This window comes from Euzebyella marina, from assembly GCF_003687485.1.
Taxonomy (GTDB): Bacteria; Bacteroidota; Bacteroidia; order Flavobacteriales; family Flavobacteriaceae; genus Euzebyella; species Euzebyella marina.
Window position 1 is genome coordinate 3,844,870 of sequence record NZ_CP032050.1, and the last position, 18,112, is coordinate 3,862,981.

Genomic DNA, 18,112 nt, shown 5'->3' on the forward strand with positions numbered 1-18,112 from the left:
GCGTGCAAATATATGATTTTCCATTAGGAATTGGCAATATATTTGATAGTTATTCTATGAGATAAAACTCGTCAAAGTTAGGCTTTAAAGCAGAAAACAACGATTATAAACTCGTTTTATTACCAAATCAATAATTTACAACCTGTTTATATGGAAGTTTTTAAGCCACTAAATTGATCAAATTCAATTGATACAAAACAAAAAAATCCGTCCAGTGTTCTGGACGGATTTTTATTTAATAGTCTGGAAGACTTATACTTCTAGAAGACCGTTTGTTTTTCTAACACCTTCTGCACTTTCTTTCATCTTAGCTTTCTCGGCATCACTTAAAGGTACATCTACTATTTTCTCGATACCGTCTTTACCTAATATAACCGGTACCCCGATACAGATATCATCTAAACCGTATTCACCCTCCAAGAAGGTAGAACAAGGAAAGATTTTTTTCTGGTCACAGGCAATGGCTTGTACCAAACCTGATACTGCCGCTCCAGGGGCATACCAAGCACTGGTTCCTAAAAGCTTGGTCAAAGTGGCCCCGCCTACTTTGGTATCTTCAGCAACCTGTTGAAGCCTATCTTCTGAAAGAAATTCAGATACCTTAATACTGTTTCTTGTAGCATGCGACGTTAAAGGCACCATACCCACATCGCTATGACCACCGATTACCATACCATCAACATCAGAAATTGGCGCTTCTAAAGCCTCGGCCAAACGGTATTTGAACCTTGCGCTATCTAGAGCACCACCCATACCTATAATCTTGTTTTTGGGCAGATTGGTAGTTTTATGAACGAGATAAGTCATCGTATCCATTGGGTTACTAACCACAATCATGGTAACGTTGGGTGAGTGTTCAATCAAACTAGAAGCTACCGATTTAACGATACCAGCGTTGATGCCGATTAATTCTTCGCGGGTCATACCTGGTTTTCTTGGTATTCCTGAAGTAATAACCGCTATGTCACTATTGGCGGTTTGAGAATAGTCGTTGGTAACACCGGTTATCTTGGTATCAAATCCGTTCAATGACGCGGTCTGCATCAAATCCATCGCCTTACCTTCGGCATATCCTTCTTTAATATCCAGCAATACAACTTCTGAAGCGAAATTTTTAATGGCAATATATTCGGCACAGCTTGCACCAACTGCCCCAGCCCCTACTACGGTAACTTTCATGTTTACTTTTTTATAGTTTAACAGTATTTATTTGTTCAATTTTCTTTCGAGTAACACAGATGTGATATCAGACAAAATCACCTCGTTTCAAAGTGAAAATTTCATTTCAACAGCCCGTAAATCGAAAGATTTCAAAAATAATGAATCTTAAAGGAATACCGATTTAAAAACATAGCTAATTCTCATATTTCCGATCCGAGGAAAAGCATCGATGAAATGCATTCTTGTTAAAAATTAACACCGTTCAACGAAGATAAAAGCAAAAAGGTACCGTACATCGAATTTTAATAATAGCCGTCGAGAAAGTACCGTTCTAGAATGTATAAACCCCGAATCAAAAAAACCTACATGATGAAAAAGCTTTTTTCATTGCTCGGCATCGTTGCCATCGTTTTGGCAAGTAACTGCTCCCGAATTCCCGAAAACAATGATGAAGTTATTGGCATTTGGACGGATGTGGAAGTAAAAGCAGCCAGTACTACTGCCAAACAACAAACCATTAGACAAGAATGGATCTTCAACGACGCTTATTTAGGTAGGTATCACGAAAAAACAAATGGTTCCATCACGTTCAAAACCGACTTTAAATGGAGTATGGAGGACAATGTGTACACTATAACATACCCTGGTACTGACATGCCCGAAGAACATGTATCAATGCAATCGGTCAGCGGAAGCTCAGTTTTGGCCGACGCCCAAGGAAACACATTTGCCACCAAAGAATAATTTTATACTAGGTTCAAATACGCGAAAAAGCCGCAATCAATTTTCGATGGCGGCTTTTTATTTTAAATAATTTCAGTCAAGTTTACGCGTCTATATTCGCATAAACTGCATTTCGTTCAATAAAGTCTCTACGTGGTGGCACCTCATCGCCCATTAACATAGAGAAAACACGATCGGTTTCCGTCGCATTATCGATGGTAATTTGCCTTAAAGTTCTAAACTCAGGATTCATTGTAGTATCCCACAACTGCTCAGCGTTCATCTCACCCAGACCCTTATAGCGCTGAATGTTCACACCTCCACTATAGCTCTTTGCAATCTCATCACGTTCCTTATCTGACCAAGCATAACGTTTCTTATTGCCCTTTTTCACCAAATACAATGGCGGTGTAGCAATATAGACGTGCCCCCCTTCAATCAATTCTCTCATATAGCGGAAGAAAAAGGTCAAAATAAGGGTTTCGATATGGCTACCATCGACATCGGCATCACACATGATGACTACTTTATGATAGCGTAATTTTTCGAGGTTCAATGCCTTACTATCCTCTTCAGTACCTATGGTAACACCTAAGGCCGTATAGATATTCTTGATTTCCTCATTTTCGAAAACCTTGTGCTGCATGGCCTTCTCAACGTTCAAAATCTTACCTCGTAACGGCAAAATTGCCTGAAAACGACGGTCACGTCCCATTTTGGCCGTACCACCTGCAGAATCACCCTCAACAAGAAAAACTTCACATTGCGCAGGGTCTTGTTCTGAGCAGTCAGATAATTTACCTGGCAAACCACCAATGCTCATGACCGTTTTTCGCTGTACCATTTCCCTAGCCTTGGTAGCGGCATGTCTGGCTTGCGCGGCCAAAATAACCTTCTGAACGATTACCTTGGCATCATCAGGATGCTCCTCTAAATAGTCGGTCAACATTTCAGAAACCGCCTGACTTACTGCGGCAGAAACCTCTCTGTTACCCAATTTAGTCTTCGTCTGGCCCTCAAATTGAGGTTCAGCTACCTTCACCGATACAATTGCGGTAAGACCCTCTCTAAAGTCGTCTCCTTGTACTTCGAACTTTAGTTTATCCAACATACCCGATGAATCGGCATATTTCTTCAGGGTCGTTGTAAGACCCCTTCTAAAGCCTGAAAGGTGTGTACCTCCTTCATGGGTATTGATATTGTTCACGTAGCTATGCAGGTTTTCGGTATAGCTAGTGTTATAAATCATCGCTACTTCAACGGGAATATCGTTTTTCTCCCCTTCCATAGAAATAACGCTTTGAATCAATGGTTCTCTTGTACCATCCAAAAACTTAACGAACTCGCTAAGACCGGCATCCGAATAAAACGTTTCGGAAACAAACTCACCGTTCTCATCTTTGTGGCGCCTATCGGTAATACTAATGGTTACCCCTTTATTCAAAAAGGATAGCTCGCGCATTCTATTTGAAAGCGTTTCATAGCTATATTCGGTTGTTTGCGTAAAGATGGTATCATCAGGTATGAAGGTTACTATCGTACCCGTTTCATTGGTTTCTCCGACACTTTTTACAGGATAAAGTGACTTCCCCCTTTCATATTCCTGCTCCCAAACCTTACCGTCTCTATGGACGGTAGCTTTCAAATGGTTCGAAAGGGCATTAACACAGGAAACCCCCACACCGTGAAGACCACCCGAAACCTTATAGGAATCTTTATCGAACTTACCACCGGCACCAATTTTAGTCATTACGACCTCAAGTGCAGAAATACCTTCTTTCTTATGTAAATCAACAGGAATACCCCTACCGTTATCTTGACAGGTAATGGAGTTGTCTTCGTTGATGATAACGCTTATTTTATCACAATACCCACCCATGGCCTCATCGATAGAGTTATCGACCACTTCATAGACCAAATGGTGAAGACCCCTGACACCAACATCACCAATATACATCGAGGGGCGCATGCGCACGTGCTCCATACCTTCAAGGGCCTGGATACTGTCCGCCGAATATTTTTTCTTGTTTTCGTCTTTGCTATTCGCTTCTTCGCTCATAAAATTAACAGGTTGTTAGACTTAATTTTTGGCAATCTCGCAAATATACGGAATACCCTATAGAATATAGGGTTTTAGCACTTTATTAACCTCTAAGTTATCAACAAATATTGTGGAAAATTACCCTTTTGCAAGTACAAAAAATAAAACCCCGTCAGCAATCGACTGACGGGGCCATATTATAACAAACACATAACTTTTTTATTTGACGTAGGCATCTGTGTGCACTTTGGCCACAGCTCTACCAGACGGGTCGTTCATATTCTTGAACGCTTCATCCCACTCCAGTGCAATTTGTGTGCTACAGGCTACCGACGCTTCTTGCGGAACGCTCAATGCCGCTGCATCTGAAGGAAAGTGAGATTCGAATATCGATCGATAGTAAAACTCTTCTTTTGATGTTGGAGTTTGAATAGGGAAACGATATTTAGCGTTGGACAATTGCTCGTCGCTTACTTCGGCATTTACGATTTCTTTCAAAGTATCGATCCAACTGTAACCAACTCCATCAGAGAATTGCTCTTTCTGTCTCCATGCAACGCTTGCCGGAAGGTAATCTTCGAAAGCTTTACGCACAACCCACTTCTCCATACGCTCTCCGTTGATCATTTTATCTTGAGGATTGATGCTCATCGCTACATCAATAAACTCTTTATCTAAAAACGGAACCCTACCTTCAATACCCCAAGCAGCCAAAGATTTATTGGCTCTCAAGCAGTCGTACATATGCAACTTGCTTAACTTTCTAACCGTTTCCTCATGAAACTCTTGGGCGTTAGGCGCCTTATGAAAGTATAGATAACCACCGAAAAGCTCATCTGCACCTTCACCCGAAAGTACCATTTTGATACCCATCGATTTAATGACACGTGCCATTAGGTACATAGGTGTAGACGCACGAATGGTAGTGATATCATAGGTCTCTAGGTTGTAGATAACATCTTTAATGGCATCTAAACCTTCTTGAATGGTAAATTTAATCTCGTGATGCACCGTACCGATATGGTCGGCCACTTTTTGTGCCGCAGCCAAATCAGGAGAACCTTCTAGACCTACGGAAAATGAATGTAGTTGAGGCCACCAAGCATCGGCCGTGTCCCCTGACTCGATTCTCTTTTGCGCATATTTTTTGGCAATGGCAGAAGTAACCGAAGAATCAAGCCCTCCTGACAATAAAACCCCATAGGGTACATCAGACATTAATTGACGGTGCACTGCCGCCTCTAGGGCTTCCTTTATTTTTTGAATACTGGTCTCATTTTCCTTTACTGCATCATATTCCATCCAGTCACGTGAATACCATCTTTTAAACTCGCCATCATCGCTATGAAGGTAATGACCGGGAGGAAATAGTTCAATCTTTGAACAAGTACCTTCCAGTGCTTTTAACTCAGAAGCAACATAAAAAGTACCGTTCTGATCCCACCCGATATACAGGGGAATAATTCCCATATGGTCACGAGCTATAAAATAAGAATCGTTCTCGGCATCATAAATTGCAAAACCGAAAATACCGTTCATCTCATCTATAAACGAAGCTCCCTTTTCTTGATACAATGCCAAGATAACCTCACAATCAGATTCGGTCTTGAAATTGTATTTACCCTCAAATTGCTTTCGCAACTCTCTATGGTTATATATCTCACCATTGGCCGCTAAAACAAGTTTACCATCTTCACTGAACAAAGGCTGTTTACCCGATGCCGGGTCTACAATGGCCAAACGCTCATGAGCCAAGATAGCTTTCTCATCTGCATAAATACCACTCCAATCCGGTCCACGATGTCTAACTTTTTTAGACATCTCAAGCAACTGTGGCCTTAAGGCTTCTGAACTTTCCTTTAAATCAAAGGCACATACAATTCCGCACATATCATTGTAATTATTAGTAATTTGAAAGCAAAGATGGACTTATAATTTCAATTATAAAACACATTTCTATTTTAGATTACACATAAAAACTTTTTAAGCAATTATATCAACATATTGAAATGGTAAATTAATTATTCTAGTAATAATCGAACTTTTTGTAAGATGAATTAATTTTAACGACTCTTTAGTAAAGTATATATTGTTAACTAACTAGTTTTATTCAAAACATTCTCACGATTATGAAAAACCTATCATTTATTGCAATTCTGGCCTTTGCCATGATTTTTACGGTCGAAGCTACTGCCCAAAAATTTAGTGGTCTTGACAAGAGCCCTATGGACATGGCCTCTTACCCCAACGATTACAAAATATCGAATAAAACGGTCAGGGTCATTTACAGCAGACCCCAACTAAAAGGAAGGTCATTGGCCGAGCTGGCACCAGCAGGTAAAGTATGGCGAACCGGTGCCAATGAAGCTGCCGAAATTCAGTTTTACACCGATGCCACATTTGGAGGGAAAGATATCAAGGCCGGTATTTATTCTTTGTTCACTGTACCAGGAAATGGTGAGTGGACAGTGATTCTAAACAAAAATCTTAACCAATGGGGGGCTTATTCCTATGAGGAAGGAGCTGACGTAGCAAGGGTAAAAGTACCTAGCAAAGCCGATGGTAGTTCTTTAGAAGAATTTTCAATCGCATTTGAAGATGCCGAAGACGGTGCTAACTTAGTAATGGGTTGGGACAAAACAAGAGTTGCCGTACCTATCAGTTTTACCAAAATGTAAATAACAGAATTGGATAATTTTAAAAAACCGAGGCTTCATACCTCGGTTTTTTATTTATTGAAGTTTTCCGCCTATATAGGTTTGCTGGGCTTTTACCGAAGGTATTTCACTTAACGTAATGGTCATCATATCTTTATCATAAATGACAAAATCGGCAAACTTCCCATTCTCTATACTACCCTTTTCATTCTCCTCAAAATTAGAATAGGCCGCCCAGATAGTCATGCCCCTTAGGGCTTCCTCACGGGTCAAGGCATCCTGTTTTTGAAAACCGCCTTCTGGATAGTCTTCTAAGTCTTTTCTCGCAACAGCCGCATAAAAGGTCAGAAACGGACTTACCTGTTCCACGGGAAAATCAGTACCCAATGCGATTATGCCCGCCTTATCCAAGAGTGTTTTATATGCATAAGCACCCTCTATCCGCTGATGCCCCAATCGGTCTTCTGCCCAATACATATCACTTGTAGCATGTGTAGGCTGAACCGAAGGAATTATGCCTTCCTCAAAAAAATTGAAATCAATTTCGTCTATCACCTGTGCATGCTCAATTTTCCATCGCCTGTCCTTTTGATTACCCAGAGCATCTTTGTAAGCCCTCAACACGACAGCGTTGGCCGAATCACCGATGGCATGGGTATTCATTTGAAATTCCGATTTCGCCATCTTTTGGGCCAATTCACCAATCGCATCGACAGGGGTTACCATAGCGCCAAAATGACCTTGCTTATCAGAATATTCTTTTTTTAGGGCTGCTCCTCTTGAGCCTAATGCCCCATCTCCGTATACTTTGACAGATCGAACATTCAACCTTTCTGTTTTTAATGGGCCCTGAGAAATAAAATAATCAACATCATCTTCATTATTGCTGATCATCGCATAAACCCTAATGGAAAGTTCCCCGGCCTGTTGCAAGCTATCGATAAGCTCTATAGTAGAGCGGTCAATACCGGCGTCATTAACGGTTGTCAACCCATAGCCGACACAAATACTTTCTGCATCTTTCAAAGCTTTTATTCTTGTACTAAGGGAATTTTCAGGAATGACCTTTTCGATTAGATTCATAGGGTTATCGATAAGAACGCCCGAAAGACCATTCTTCCCTCTTACAATTTCGCCACCGGTTACTCTTGTGCTCTCATCAATTTTAGCAAGATCCAAAGCTGCTGAATTGACCAAAAGGGCGTGACCGTCTATTCGTCCCAATACCACCGGAGTATCAGGAAAGAGTTCATCAAGCTCCTTCTTGTCAGGAAACTCCTTAACCGGCCAATCATTTTGGTCCCATCCTCTACCAACTATAAATTGTTTCTGGTTCTTAGCTTGAAAATCCTTTACTCTTTGAAGAACCTCCACATAGCTTTTAGTACCGGTCAAATCAACCGTTTGCTGATTAAGGCCCAAAGCATAAAAATGGCAATGGGCATCAATGAGGCCCGGAGTGATTGCTTTGCCTTCGGCATCTACTCTTTTCTCAGACCGGTATTTTTCCTCAATTTCCTCAGAAGTACCTATTTCTATAAATTTTCCATCCTTAACAGCAAATGCCTCTGCAACTGAAAAATCATTATCAACAGTATAGATTTTGGCATTGACGATGATTAAATCGACCACTTCCTTTTCTTGGTTACAAGAAAGAAATAACACAAAAAGAATCAGTACAAATCTATGCATCAAAAAAAGTCGATTATTGTGGTTTAACTCGGGTTCCTGAAATGCCGTACGACCCATCATACGAAAAACTCTCCCCAGAAATAGTATCGCCATCGGCAATCAGTTTTACTGTAAAAACAGTTCCTTCGATATTTAGTTCGAAACTGATTTGGGAACCATCAACATTAACGTTGGAGCCTTGCAAAGTGCCGGCGGGTATTTGAACCTCAACAGCATATGAATCTGTCTCATTCTTGATAACAATTACACCTTTACTGTATTCTGGCGGGGCATTATCGACAGTGTACTGCCAAATACCTACCAGGTCATTGACTATTGTTTGAATATCAGCATAGCCATAAAACATGGTTTTAGAATTATCATTGGCCACAGAAGTAGAGGAACCAAAACCGATACAGCACAAGCCGAAAAGAAGAATTTTAAGCGTTTTACTTTTCATAGGAAAATGTTTTAATATAACTAAAGATAAGAGTTTTATGATATCAATGGTCGCCGAGTAGCCGACAATAGGTTTTATGAGTGATCTTCATTAAGTTTGGATACTCTTCAAACCAAAACTACTATATGAAAACTTCAATTATCATTAAATCGTTTACCCTTTTATTTGCTGTATTATTTTATTCCAACAGCTTAACGGCCCAACAGGCAAAAAGACAGTACTACCAACTCAAGACCTACACCCTTAAAGATGAAGCCCAAGAATCTAGAATGGATGCGTACCTCAAAGATGCCTTTCTACCCGCCCTTAAAAAGGCAGGAATCAAAGATGTAGGGGTCTTTAAATTTAGGCCTAACAACTATCTAATCGCCGATAAAATTTTTGTTTTGATTCCGTTTAATGATTTAGGCGAATTCGAAGGTCTTGATAGTAAATTGGCCAATGATCCAACCTACCAAAAGGCTGGTACCGATTACATCAATGCTGCATTTGACAACCCGCCCTACCAACGAATCAACTCGGTTTTAATGCGTGCTTTTGCCGAAATGCCCAAAATGGAAGCCTCGAAACTGACTGGCCCCAGAAAAGACAGGGTTTACGAACTAAGAAGTTATGAATCGCCAACGGAAGCAACCTATCTGAATAAAGTAGATATGTTCAATGCTGGTGGGGAAGTCGAGTTATTTGAATCATTGGATTTCAACGCCGTTTTTTATGCAGAAGTTATTTCAGGGGATAGTATGCCTAACCTTATGTACATGACTACATTTCCTGATATGAAAACAAGAGATGCCAAATGGGAAGCTTTTTTCGGTTCTGATAAGTGGGGCGTATTGAAAAACGAACCTAAGTATCAGAATAACATGAATAAGGCCGATAAGTTATTATTGTACCCAACTGAATATTCCGATTACTAAAAATCAATTATTTTAATCAGTATCAAAGGGTGGGGCTTCAATTAAGAACTCCACCCTTCTATTTAGCGCCCTACCCTCTTCAGTAAGATTGTCGGCTATCGGATTTTCCGCCCCGTAACCGTACCATTTGATTCGTTTTTTAGAAAGGCCCATATCCGTAAGAAATCGAGCGACGGTTTTGGCCCTTCGAGTCGAAAGGTTTTGATTATGCTTCTTTGAACCTTGGTTATCGGTAAAGCCCCTAATAGTAATAATATATTCTCTATTCTCACGCAAATAATCCGATACAGATTGCAGCTCACCTCTTGCTTCTTTCGATAAGTACGATTCATTAAAAAGAAAAAGAACATTCTGAAAAACTTGGGCTTTACCCAACTGAATGGTTTGATGGGGATTTATATCATTCTTCACGACCAAGTCTCCGTTTCCATTTACATTCGAAGGTGTTACCGAAATCATATCAACATAATAATAAGCTCCCTGCTTGGCATTTTTCTTGGTCTTAAACAGTCTAGTTCTACTATTGCTCTTGAAATTACCTAGTATGAGATAACGCTCAGAACCCTTTGCCTCGAATTGAGTGTGAACCAAGATCCAGTCTTGGGTATCGGAATAAAAATTGCTATAACCTATCTCTAAAGCATTGTACTTATTGTTCGCTTGCTGGTACAATTTTCTTTTTGAAAGTTCTTTGGTAATTTTTGCCCATAACGAGTCTTTAGCAAAAAGAACCCCGAACTCTTTAATAGCAAAATCAGAACGTTCGGCAAGACTCACATAAAAAGACACTTCGTACTTTTTTCCTTTTACGAGAGGGTGCGTCAATTTCACTTGTAAGTACTCTCGATAATCTTCCGGAGCATAAAAATACATACCCGCATACCCTACCCCAAAGTTGGCCGCTTGAGCTCCATTAAAGTTCTCTGGCGTACCCATAGCAGTGCTACACCCATTAAAATAATCAGTCGAACCGCTTGTAGGGGCCGACCAATGGGCCACATCAGAATGAAGATTGCCCAATCGCTCAGGACAACTTTTATATATCTCAAAACTAGGATTGGGTACTAAATTTTGTGAATACACAAACAGTGCTTTCAAACAGAGAAAGCTAAAACTAACAACTAACTTAGGGTGCATGGCTGGCATTTCCGAAAAAAGTACGTGCCCTAAAAATAGAAAATATTGGAATGCTGGCCCTATGGCATGGATTACAGACTATCCATATACTCATGAATAAGGTCTATTCCTTCCGTGTGAATTTCGGTAATACCTATTAGTGGCATCGATGGTCCGTAGGCCGGCAATGTTGACGTTCTGCTCTTGATATCCTCTTCAAAACCACCAAAGGTTGCTCCCCCTGCAGATATTTCGAATCGAAAATCAGGCCGGCCGGTCGTATTCGAATTATGGAGCCCGCCCGGTTGATGACAGTGGGCGCAATTCACATCAATGTAAGCTCTGGCCCGTTCTTCAAGAGAGAAAGAAAGGTCATCCCAAGCAGGTAAAGCATCAATTTCCGATAGCTGTGGGGCACCGGCAAGCAACCCTTTATCAATAAAATATTGCAGTTGGTTTTCTCCCTTGAATACAAAATTCAAGTTTCTAGCTTTCGGTCCGATGGGTATAGATGTATTGCCCACCTCATGACATTGGGTACAGTTAATTGAAAACGGCACCTGATAGTATACCGACTGCGACTGCCCATTGTTATCGATCCAGTTAACTGAAACTACAGGCGCACTATTGGAGAAAGTAGCATCTGTCTGTTCTTCGTTCCAGAGATAGTTACCCATGCTCCATACTCCATTATTTTTTATAAGCAATCGTGTTTCAATCAACTTTCTACCGGCAGACGGATTTCGCTCATCATTTAAATAATAAAAAGTTTTTGTGATTACAGAACCATCGGGAAATTGCAATAATCCATCTCCATTGTAGGTCATCTGACCACCTTCTGGCAAGGAAATAGTTCGGAATTTAAGGGCATAATCAGAATACAGAGGGGTACTCAAACTATATTCATGGGTAGTACTGTGTGGAATTAAATCAGATACGTTACCCCTAAAAATTTGCAGTTCTGACAACTTCGGTAAAAATTCGGCTATCGCAAAAACCGTATCGTCAAGATAGGGATTAGTGCTTGCAGATACTTCATCTCCATTATTTACTCCATCACCATCACAATCTGAATTGGCCCAAGTACTATTACCCGAATTGTAGCCCTCATAATTCTCATTTTGAACCGGGTCGCATGGGTCATTCTTATCGGTACCATCAGCATCTTCTTGAAAGTCGGCAACCCCATCACCATCTGAATCCCTTTGCTCGTTGACAAAAGGATCAGTACCATCGGTAAGCTCTTGTGCATTGGTGACACCATCGGTATCGCAATCGGCCGCCAACCAAACTGTATTGTTCGCATCATAACCCGTATATCCAGAACTTGGTTTGGGGTCACAAGGGTTGTTCTTATTGGTACCGTTCAAAGTCTCCTGCTCATCGCTTATTCCATCACCATCCGAGTCCAAATCACTTGGGGCATCGCTGCCATTATCCGATTTACATGCCGCAACAATGACGAGCAGCATTAGCACCAAAAATTTAAACTTTGAAAAAAATAAGTGAGATGAGAATTTAAGACCAATCATAGCAATAACGGTTACCTAAAGCATAAAAGACGAAAATAGCCAATAACCAAGAATACATAGATTAGAATAGACCACCTTCTGAAATAATCGGTTAAGACCTAAAAATTAAAAATCGAACTTGTAGGTGGCTCCTGCCAAAATTTGCAACCCTTGCACCGGATAGTTGGCCCATCTCAAATAGTTATTGTTCGCAATATTCGCTGCCTTAAGAAAAAACGAAAGCTGATCGTTCCATCGGTAACCTATATGAGCATTAGCATCGAAATAAGAGTCAAGCTCTACAATTTCAAAGTCAAAAGTAGATGGCAGACCTGAAGCATTCGCTATCGATGCTAAATCTTCTCGACTACCCACATAGAATAGGTTCGCACCGGCATACCATTTTTCGCCTATCTGATAGTCCATAAACAAAGACCCTGTCAATTCTGGCAGGTTCCAGGCGGGGTTATCGGTTTCTGTACTGTAATTGAAATATTGAGCGTTTACCCCTAAAGTGAAATTACGATTGACATCAACATTCAATTCTCCGAATACCCCAATAGTTTTTAAATCGTCATAAAAAACTTCAAAAGAATTTCCGTAGAAATAACCTTTCTCGTCATCTCTTGTAGTGTTCTGCGGATTCAGCTTGAACAACGGTTTTCTATTTTCAGCCGTGTACGACGCCTTTACGTTGTAACTCAGATTAGGAAGCAATTGCCCCTTCAGACCCACATAACCATCATATTGTTTATCGGTAGGTTGTATACTCAAAGTTGGTGACACATATGGGTTTTCCTCTACATAGCCGTAATAAGAATTTTGAACAAGCCCACCTTGTACACCACCGTAAACGATGGCTAGCTCATCCATTAAGTTATAGGAAGCAGTCACTGCTGGATAAATGTAAAAATTACTATCGCTATTTTCCAAATCTAGGCCGTATACCAAGTTCACCCCTAAATTGAGAGCAAAATCATCCCCGAGCATTCTCAAGTTCGGACTAATACCTACCTGAAGATTACTATAATCGATACCAGGCTGGCTATCTGCATTGTTCAGGCTTGAGTTTTCAAATTTACCGTTTACAAAATCGACATTGGCTTTTATGGCCAACACCTCATCGGCAACTGGAAAAGCAAAACCTGTGTTGAAGACAGCTCGGTTCTCACCTGATTTAACGGCATCCCAAAAACGGCGGTACTGTAATTTCGCATTTTCAAAATAAGAGTCTTCAGCGCTAATTTGCCCTGACACCCCGGCCATATAATAGTTTTGCCTCTCATCTATCGAATTGACTATAGCTTCTGTAAAAGCTCCGTTTTCGATTCCGTACCAATTGTATAGTTGATGCTGCGCATCAACGTCGACACCCCAATCATAATCTCTGTCTCTTTTTACGTAGGAAGCATCTAGTTTGGTGTTGGAAAAAACATTATCCAAAGCCACACCATCAATATCACCTCTAGAAGAGTTATGGTCCAACCCGATAGTGTATCCGGATTCGCGATCAATAGTGCGACTGGTATAAAACTTTGCCATTACGTTTGCAGGATTACCTCCTCCAGCTGAAGCATACGAATTATACAATACGGGAGGGGGTGTTTTCTGTACTGCCGATGCTTTTCCTTTAGCAGGCGTAAAAGTCGAAGCTACCGGTACCGAAAATATATTGTATTCTATTTTCTTTTTCTGAAGAACAATCGAATCGTTCAAATTAGGTGTCGATTTGATTTTGAAGGCGTCGTTAATCGTTGGGGTATACGCTTTAGTAACAGTAACTGTTTCCGTTCCGATATCATCATCTTCATTTTCATCTTCCTGCGCGAAGGCGAATTGGCCGCAGCCGAAAACCATTGCCCCCAAAAGGCAAATCTTTTTATACATTCTAAATTCTTTCATTAATGTTCTTTTCTCAGTTTTCATGTTCCCGAAAATTCTTTCGATCAAACAATTCATTTTATTGGCCATCGGTTCTAACCGAAGAATTACTTTGCGCTTCTTTGGCTTTGATTATCGACAGTTCGCCCTTGGCCTCTGCAACCACTTCCGGAAACTGACTGAAATTCGATATTACACTGTCTAAAATATAGGTAGCTTGATAGGCATCGCCCAGAGCGTAGAAGTTCTTCGCCATAATCACTAGGCCTTTACCGCCCCACTCTTTATAGCTTGAGTAGTCTTTGGCCAACTTCTGAACAGAGATGTTCGATGACTCAAAGTCTTGCTCTTGGTTCTTAAAGTAAGCATCGTAAAAAAGAGCTTCAGCTGCGGTCGCCCCAGTAGCAATTTTTAATACAGTAGCATAGGCCGACTTGGCTTTGGCCTCATTTCCTGTGGCGATTGCCGATCTGGCAATCATGATATGGGCATCACTCTTAATACGATTGTCAATGTTTGAAGTGGCGAGCACCTTCTCGGCATAGGCCAAGGTGCGGTCATAATTCTTTTGACCATAATACCCCTTCATCAGGTTCGATTGGGCAAAAGTTCTATTCTGTTGAATATCTGCTTGAGCCTCTAATCTTTCAAGATATGGCAGGGCCGAAGTATAGTCATCTTTGCCAATATATATTTCGCAAACCCTTGTCAATGATTGCTCGGCATACTCACTACCCGCTTTATCGGCTACGAACTTGTAATATGGCAGGGCCTTTTCTTTATCTCCTTTAGCAAAATACAACTGCGCTAAGTTAAAATTGGCCTTTACCGAATTTAGACCATTAGGAAATTGTTGAATATACTTTTCGTAACCTCTCATGGCGGCATCCTTCTTGCCTTCCATGTTTTGTTTGTCGGCAGACTCAAAAGTAGCATTGTCAAGTTCGGTATCGGTCACCTCAACAAAATCTACCCCTTTGACCCACTCAGCATATTCATCGACACGGCCCATATCAACGTAAATCAATTTTGCGGTAGATACGGCCTGAATAGCCTCTTGGGTATTGGGGAAGTTATGTACGACCGTTTTGAATTTGCTAAGTGCCTGTTCATTTCTACTGGCGTTGTAATGAACCAACCCTTGTCTCATCATCGCCTGGGGCACCAAAGAACTGCCTTTAAATTCATTGATCATTCTATCATAGGTCTGTAACCCCTGCTGCTCTTGCCCGGCAGACACTAAAGTGTTGGCCAACTCAAAAAGAGCATCATCTTTAAGAGTAGAACGGGAATATTTAGAAACAAAAGACCTTAATTCTTCAATTTTTGAATCTCTTCTATCGACAAAACCATAGCTGATAGCCTTTTGGTAAGCGGCATAGTCTTTTTCAGGACCGGTCAAAGCCAGTGCCTTGTTATATGTTTCAATGGCCGGCCAATACTTACTGGTTACAAAATAGCTATCTCCTAAGCGTAAATAACCATCATAAAGTTTCTGAGTGTCATTGGTTCCAGAACTCGTAAAATCACTAAAGTTGCTGATAGCATTGGTATAGTCTTTCAACTTAAAGTAGGTGTAAGCCAAGTTATAGCTAAGGTCTTTTGACATTTCGGTTGAACTCGAAGAAGGATTTTGTTTAAAACTCAAATAATCTGTCAGAGCGGCATCAAAATTATTCATCAAATACTCAGATTCGGCCTTCCAATAACTGGCACGGGCTTTAAATAAAGAGTTTTCAGCATTATCCAACGACTTCTTAAAATTATCGGCGGCAGCCGCGTACTCGTCATTCATGAAAAGTTCTATCCCTCTATAATATGCCACCTTTTGATAGGTTTCTTTACTGGCATAGTTTCTGTTTTTTTCCAACAATTCCATCGCCCCTTCAAAGTTTTTTGAAGTAATGTAAGAGTCTACCAGAAGATTTTGCATCTCTTCGGTATGGCTGTCATTGGTGTATTTAGACAAATAGTCCGTAATCACCTTGGGCACTGGTTCGTAAGCATTGCCTATTTCATAGCTCAAACGCGCGTAGTTAAGGTTGGCGTCTTTTTGAATTTCTTGCGAAAAATTCATCTGAGAGGCATTTCTAAAGGCGTTTAACGCTTCCTGTTTTTTATCAAGTTTTAAATAGCATTCCGCTAGGTGGTAGTATGCATTTTGCGATACGCTATTGGTGCCATCGATTATCTTGTTGAACTGTTGAACGGCATTGGCATAATCACCTTGCTTGTAATAAGAATATCCTAATAGGTAGTAGTCCGTATTGCTCCATTTACCTCCCTTGCCTTGGTAATCTTCTAGATATGGAATGGCATTGGCATATTGACCCAAGTTAAAGTAACTCTCACCGATGATTTTGCTCAGTTCCGATTTCTCCCTACGGTCTCCTTTGGCCATTTGTCGTTTGGCCAATGCGATGGCATCTTCGAACTTGCCCAGCTTGAAATTCATATCTGCTTGATAGTAATCCATCTTTTCTTCTAGAATTTCAGGATCCTTAATTTCATCAAAACGCTGATTGGCCGTTTCATAATCATCTTGCTGATAGGCGATATAGCCCTGATAATACTTAGCCTGAGAACCATAAACTTGCGAATTCTCTACCTTTTGCAGATAACGCTGGGCTTCTTTTTGCTTGCCCGAAGAGAATAAAGAATACCCATAATTAAAATTGAACTTGTCCATTTCCTTTCTGGATAGAGCCCCTTGATCTACCTTGTTGTACCATTTAAGGGCATAGGGGTACTTACCAGTCTCAAAATAGTATTCGGCCACATCGGCAAAAGCAGAATTTCGTTTGGTCGAAGTGGGGTAGTTCTCTACAAAATCTTCCATTAAACGGTCGGCACCCAACTGATTCAAACGCACAGCTGCATTTGCCTCATAATAGGCACTATTGGCCTTCGTCTCTAAATCTTTGGTGTTATCCTTGACCTTTGAAAAAATAGATTGAGCAGCTTGATACTGCTCATTGTGGTAAAGCGCTAAGGCGTCTTGATATTCTTTTTGATCGTGTGTATAGATTTTAGTCTCTTGGGATAACCCCATAGCGACCGTTCCCATAAGTATGGGAACCATAGCGGTGATTTTTTTCAGCATAGTGTTCTACTAACCTTATTATTAATTTTAATAACGTCGAATATTGTACCAAAGTATATTTCGACTATTAAATAATACCTAACAAAAGAAAAAGTTTTTTGCTAGACTGCCTATCGGTTTCGCCTTGAACTTATTACTTTTATATCAACAAAATTAGCGCTTAAATTACTTGCCCCTGTTATGTCAGAAACCATTTTAGAGCTTAAAGAGGCTTCCATTTTTCAGAAAGACAGCCTAGTACTCAGCGAAGTAAACCTTGATGTTCAAAAAGGCGAATTCGTTTATTTGATAGGTAAGACAGGTAGCGGCAAAAGCAGCTTTATGAAAACCTTGTACGGCGACCTGCCCTTACAAAAGGGCACTGGAAGCATTGTTGGCTTCAACTTGAAGAAATTGAGGGAAAAAGACATTCCGTACCTAAGAAGAAAAATTGGTATCGTGTTTCAAGACTTCAAGCTGTTGCCCGACCGAAACATCAACAACAATCTTTATTTTGTATTAAAGGCTACTGGGTGGAAGGACAAACCCCAAATACAGCAAAAAATTGAACAGGTGTTGGATAAAGTAGGGATGAAAACCAAAGGGTTTAAATTTCCACATGAACTATCAGGGGGCGAGCAGCAACGGGTAGCCATTGCAAGAGCCCTTCTAAATGACCCAGAACTTATTTTAGCCGATGAGCCCACCGGCAACCTAGACCCACAAACCAGTGTCGAGGTTATGAAAGTGCTTCAAGAAATTCACAAATCGGGCCGTTCGATATTGATGGCCACCCATGATTACGCTCTAATTTTAAAGTACCCCTCAAAGACCTTAAAATGTGACGGCAACAAAATTTTTGAAGTAGTTCAGCGAGCCGTCTAGTTCTAAC

The 18,112-nt window shown here is 40.6% G+C and carries 13 protein-coding genes; 4 read left to right on the forward strand and 9 right to left on the reverse strand.

Annotation, left to right across the window (positions count from 1 at the left end; all coding sequences use genetic code 11):
• Positions 1-252: 252 nt before the first annotated feature.
• The gene (gene mdh, locus D1013_RS16495) at positions 253-1,179 is read right to left on the reverse strand and encodes a malate dehydrogenase (protein WP_121849876.1); all 927 of its coding nucleotides are present in this window, start codon (positions 1,177-1,179) and stop codon (positions 253-255) included.
• Between the two features lie 348 nt (positions 1,180-1,527).
• Between mdh and D1013_RS16500 the strand changes: the two genes are divergently transcribed.
• Positions 1,528-1,905 carry a hypothetical protein gene (locus D1013_RS16500; protein ID WP_225621417.1) on the forward strand — a complete coding sequence of 126 codons (378 nt, stop codon included), beginning with the start codon at positions 1,528-1,530 and terminating at the stop codon, positions 1,903-1,905.
• 82 nt (positions 1,906-1,987) lie between these two features.
• On the opposite strand, the gene gyrB is transcribed toward D1013_RS16500, so the two are convergent.
• Both gyrB and asnB read right to left on the reverse strand, forming a co-directional pair.
• On the reverse strand, positions 1,988-3,943 hold the full coding sequence (gene gyrB / locus D1013_RS16505) for a DNA topoisomerase (ATP-hydrolyzing) subunit B (protein WP_121849877.1): 1,956 nt from the start codon (positions 3,941-3,943) through the stop codon (positions 1,988-1,990).
• A gap of 201 nt (positions 3,944-4,144) precedes the next feature.
• Complete coding sequence (asnB, locus tag D1013_RS16510; protein ID WP_121849878.1) at positions 4,145-5,815, reverse strand: asparagine synthase B; 1,671 nt, start codon at positions 5,813-5,815, stop codon at positions 4,145-4,147.
• Between the two features lie 239 nt (positions 5,816-6,054).
• Between asnB and D1013_RS16515 the strand changes: the two genes are divergently transcribed.
• Entirely contained in the window at positions 6,055-6,603 is a 549-nt protein-coding gene (locus D1013_RS16515) for a DUF2911 domain-containing protein (RefSeq protein WP_121849879.1), read from the forward strand.
• Between the two features lie 54 nt (positions 6,604-6,657).
• Here the strand turns inward: D1013_RS16515 and D1013_RS16520 are convergent, their stop codons facing one another.
• Both D1013_RS16520 and D1013_RS16525 read right to left on the reverse strand, forming a co-directional pair.
• On the reverse strand, positions 6,658-8,274 hold the full coding sequence (locus D1013_RS16520; RefSeq protein ID WP_121849880.1) for an amidohydrolase: 1,617 nt from the start codon (positions 8,272-8,274) through the stop codon (positions 6,658-6,660).
• A 13-nt stretch (positions 8,275-8,287) separates the two neighbouring features.
• Positions 8,288-8,713 (reverse strand): DOMON domain-containing protein, encoded by a 426-nt coding sequence (locus tag D1013_RS16525; RefSeq protein ID WP_121849881.1) that lies wholly within the window; start codon positions 8,711-8,713, stop codon positions 8,288-8,290.
• Positions 8,714-8,838: 125 nt separating this feature from the next.
• On the opposite strand from D1013_RS16525, the gene D1013_RS16530 reads away from it, so the two are divergent.
• Positions 8,839-9,630 carry an NIPSNAP family protein gene (locus D1013_RS16530; protein ID WP_121849882.1) on the forward strand — a complete coding sequence of 264 codons (792 nt, stop codon included), beginning with the start codon at positions 8,839-8,841 and terminating at the stop codon, positions 9,628-9,630.
• Between the two features lie 12 nt (positions 9,631-9,642).
• Here the strand turns inward: D1013_RS16530 and D1013_RS16535 are convergent, their stop codons facing one another.
• From D1013_RS16535 to D1013_RS16550, 4 genes are all read right to left on the reverse strand, one after another.
• Positions 9,643-10,728, reverse strand: coding sequence for an OmpA family protein (locus D1013_RS16535; protein WP_240467921.1), 1,086 nt, complete (start codon positions 10,726-10,728; stop codon positions 9,643-9,645).
• A gap of 110 nt (positions 10,729-10,838) precedes the next feature.
• Complete coding sequence (locus D1013_RS16540) at positions 10,839-12,218, reverse strand: hypothetical protein (RefSeq protein WP_162987934.1); 1,380 nt, start codon at positions 12,216-12,218, stop codon at positions 10,839-10,841.
• 165 nt (positions 12,219-12,383) lie between these two features.
• Positions 12,384-14,183: a TonB-dependent receptor gene (locus D1013_RS16545; RefSeq protein ID WP_225621415.1), complete on the reverse strand. Its 1,800-nt coding sequence runs from the start codon at positions 14,181-14,183 to the stop codon at positions 12,384-12,386.
• Between the two features lie 34 nt (positions 14,184-14,217).
• Entirely contained in the window at positions 14,218-17,241 is a 3,024-nt protein-coding gene (locus tag D1013_RS16550) for a tetratricopeptide repeat protein (RefSeq protein ID WP_121849884.1), read from the reverse strand.
• A 180-nt stretch (positions 17,242-17,421) separates the two neighbouring features.
• On the opposite strand from D1013_RS16550, the gene D1013_RS16555 reads away from it, so the two are divergent.
• Entirely contained in the window at positions 17,422-18,105 is a 684-nt protein-coding gene (locus D1013_RS16555; protein ID WP_121849885.1) for a cell division ATP-binding protein FtsE, read from the forward strand.
• Positions 18,106-18,112 lie beyond the last annotated feature (7 nt).

Coding starts and splice junctions, on each gene's coding strand:
- D1013_RS16520 (WP_121849880.1), bottom strand. CDS start 8,274: ATGCATAGATTTGTACTGATTCTTTTTGTGTTATTTCTTTCTTGTAAC.
- D1013_RS16540 (WP_162987934.1), bottom strand. CDS start 12,218: ATGCTGCTCGTCATTGTTGCGGCATGTAAATCGGATAATGGCAGCGAT.
- D1013_RS16515 (WP_121849879.1), top strand. CDS start 6,055: ATGAAAAACCTATCATTTATTGCAATTCTGGCCTTTGCCATGATTTTT.
- D1013_RS16555 (WP_121849885.1), top strand. CDS start 17,422: ATGTCAGAAACCATTTTAGAGCTTAAAGAGGCTTCCATTTTTCAGAAA.
- D1013_RS16500 (WP_225621417.1), top strand. CDS start 1,528: ATGATGAAAAAGCTTTTTTCATTGCTCGGCATCGTTGCCATCGTTTTG.
- D1013_RS16550 (WP_121849884.1), bottom strand. CDS start 17,241: ATGCTGAAAAAAATCACCGCTATGGTTCCCATACTTATGGGAACGGTC.
- D1013_RS16525 (WP_121849881.1), bottom strand. CDS start 8,713: ATGAAAAGTAAAACGCTTAAAATTCTTCTTTTCGGCTTGTGCTGTATC.
- gyrB (WP_121849877.1), bottom strand. CDS start 3,943: ATGAGCGAAGAAGCGAATAGCAAAGACGAAAACAAGAAAAAATATTCG.
- D1013_RS16545 (WP_225621415.1), bottom strand. CDS start 14,183: ATGAAAACTGAGAAAAGAACATTAATGAAAGAATTTAGAATGTATAAA.
- mdh (WP_121849876.1), bottom strand. CDS start 1,179: ATGAAAGTTACCGTAGTAGGGGCTGGGGCAGTTGGTGCAAGCTGTGCC.
- asnB (WP_121849878.1), bottom strand. CDS start 5,815: ATGTGCGGAATTGTATGTGCCTTTGATTTAAAGGAAAGTTCAGAAGCC.
- D1013_RS16530 (WP_121849882.1), top strand. CDS start 8,839: ATGAAAACTTCAATTATCATTAAATCGTTTACCCTTTTATTTGCTGTA.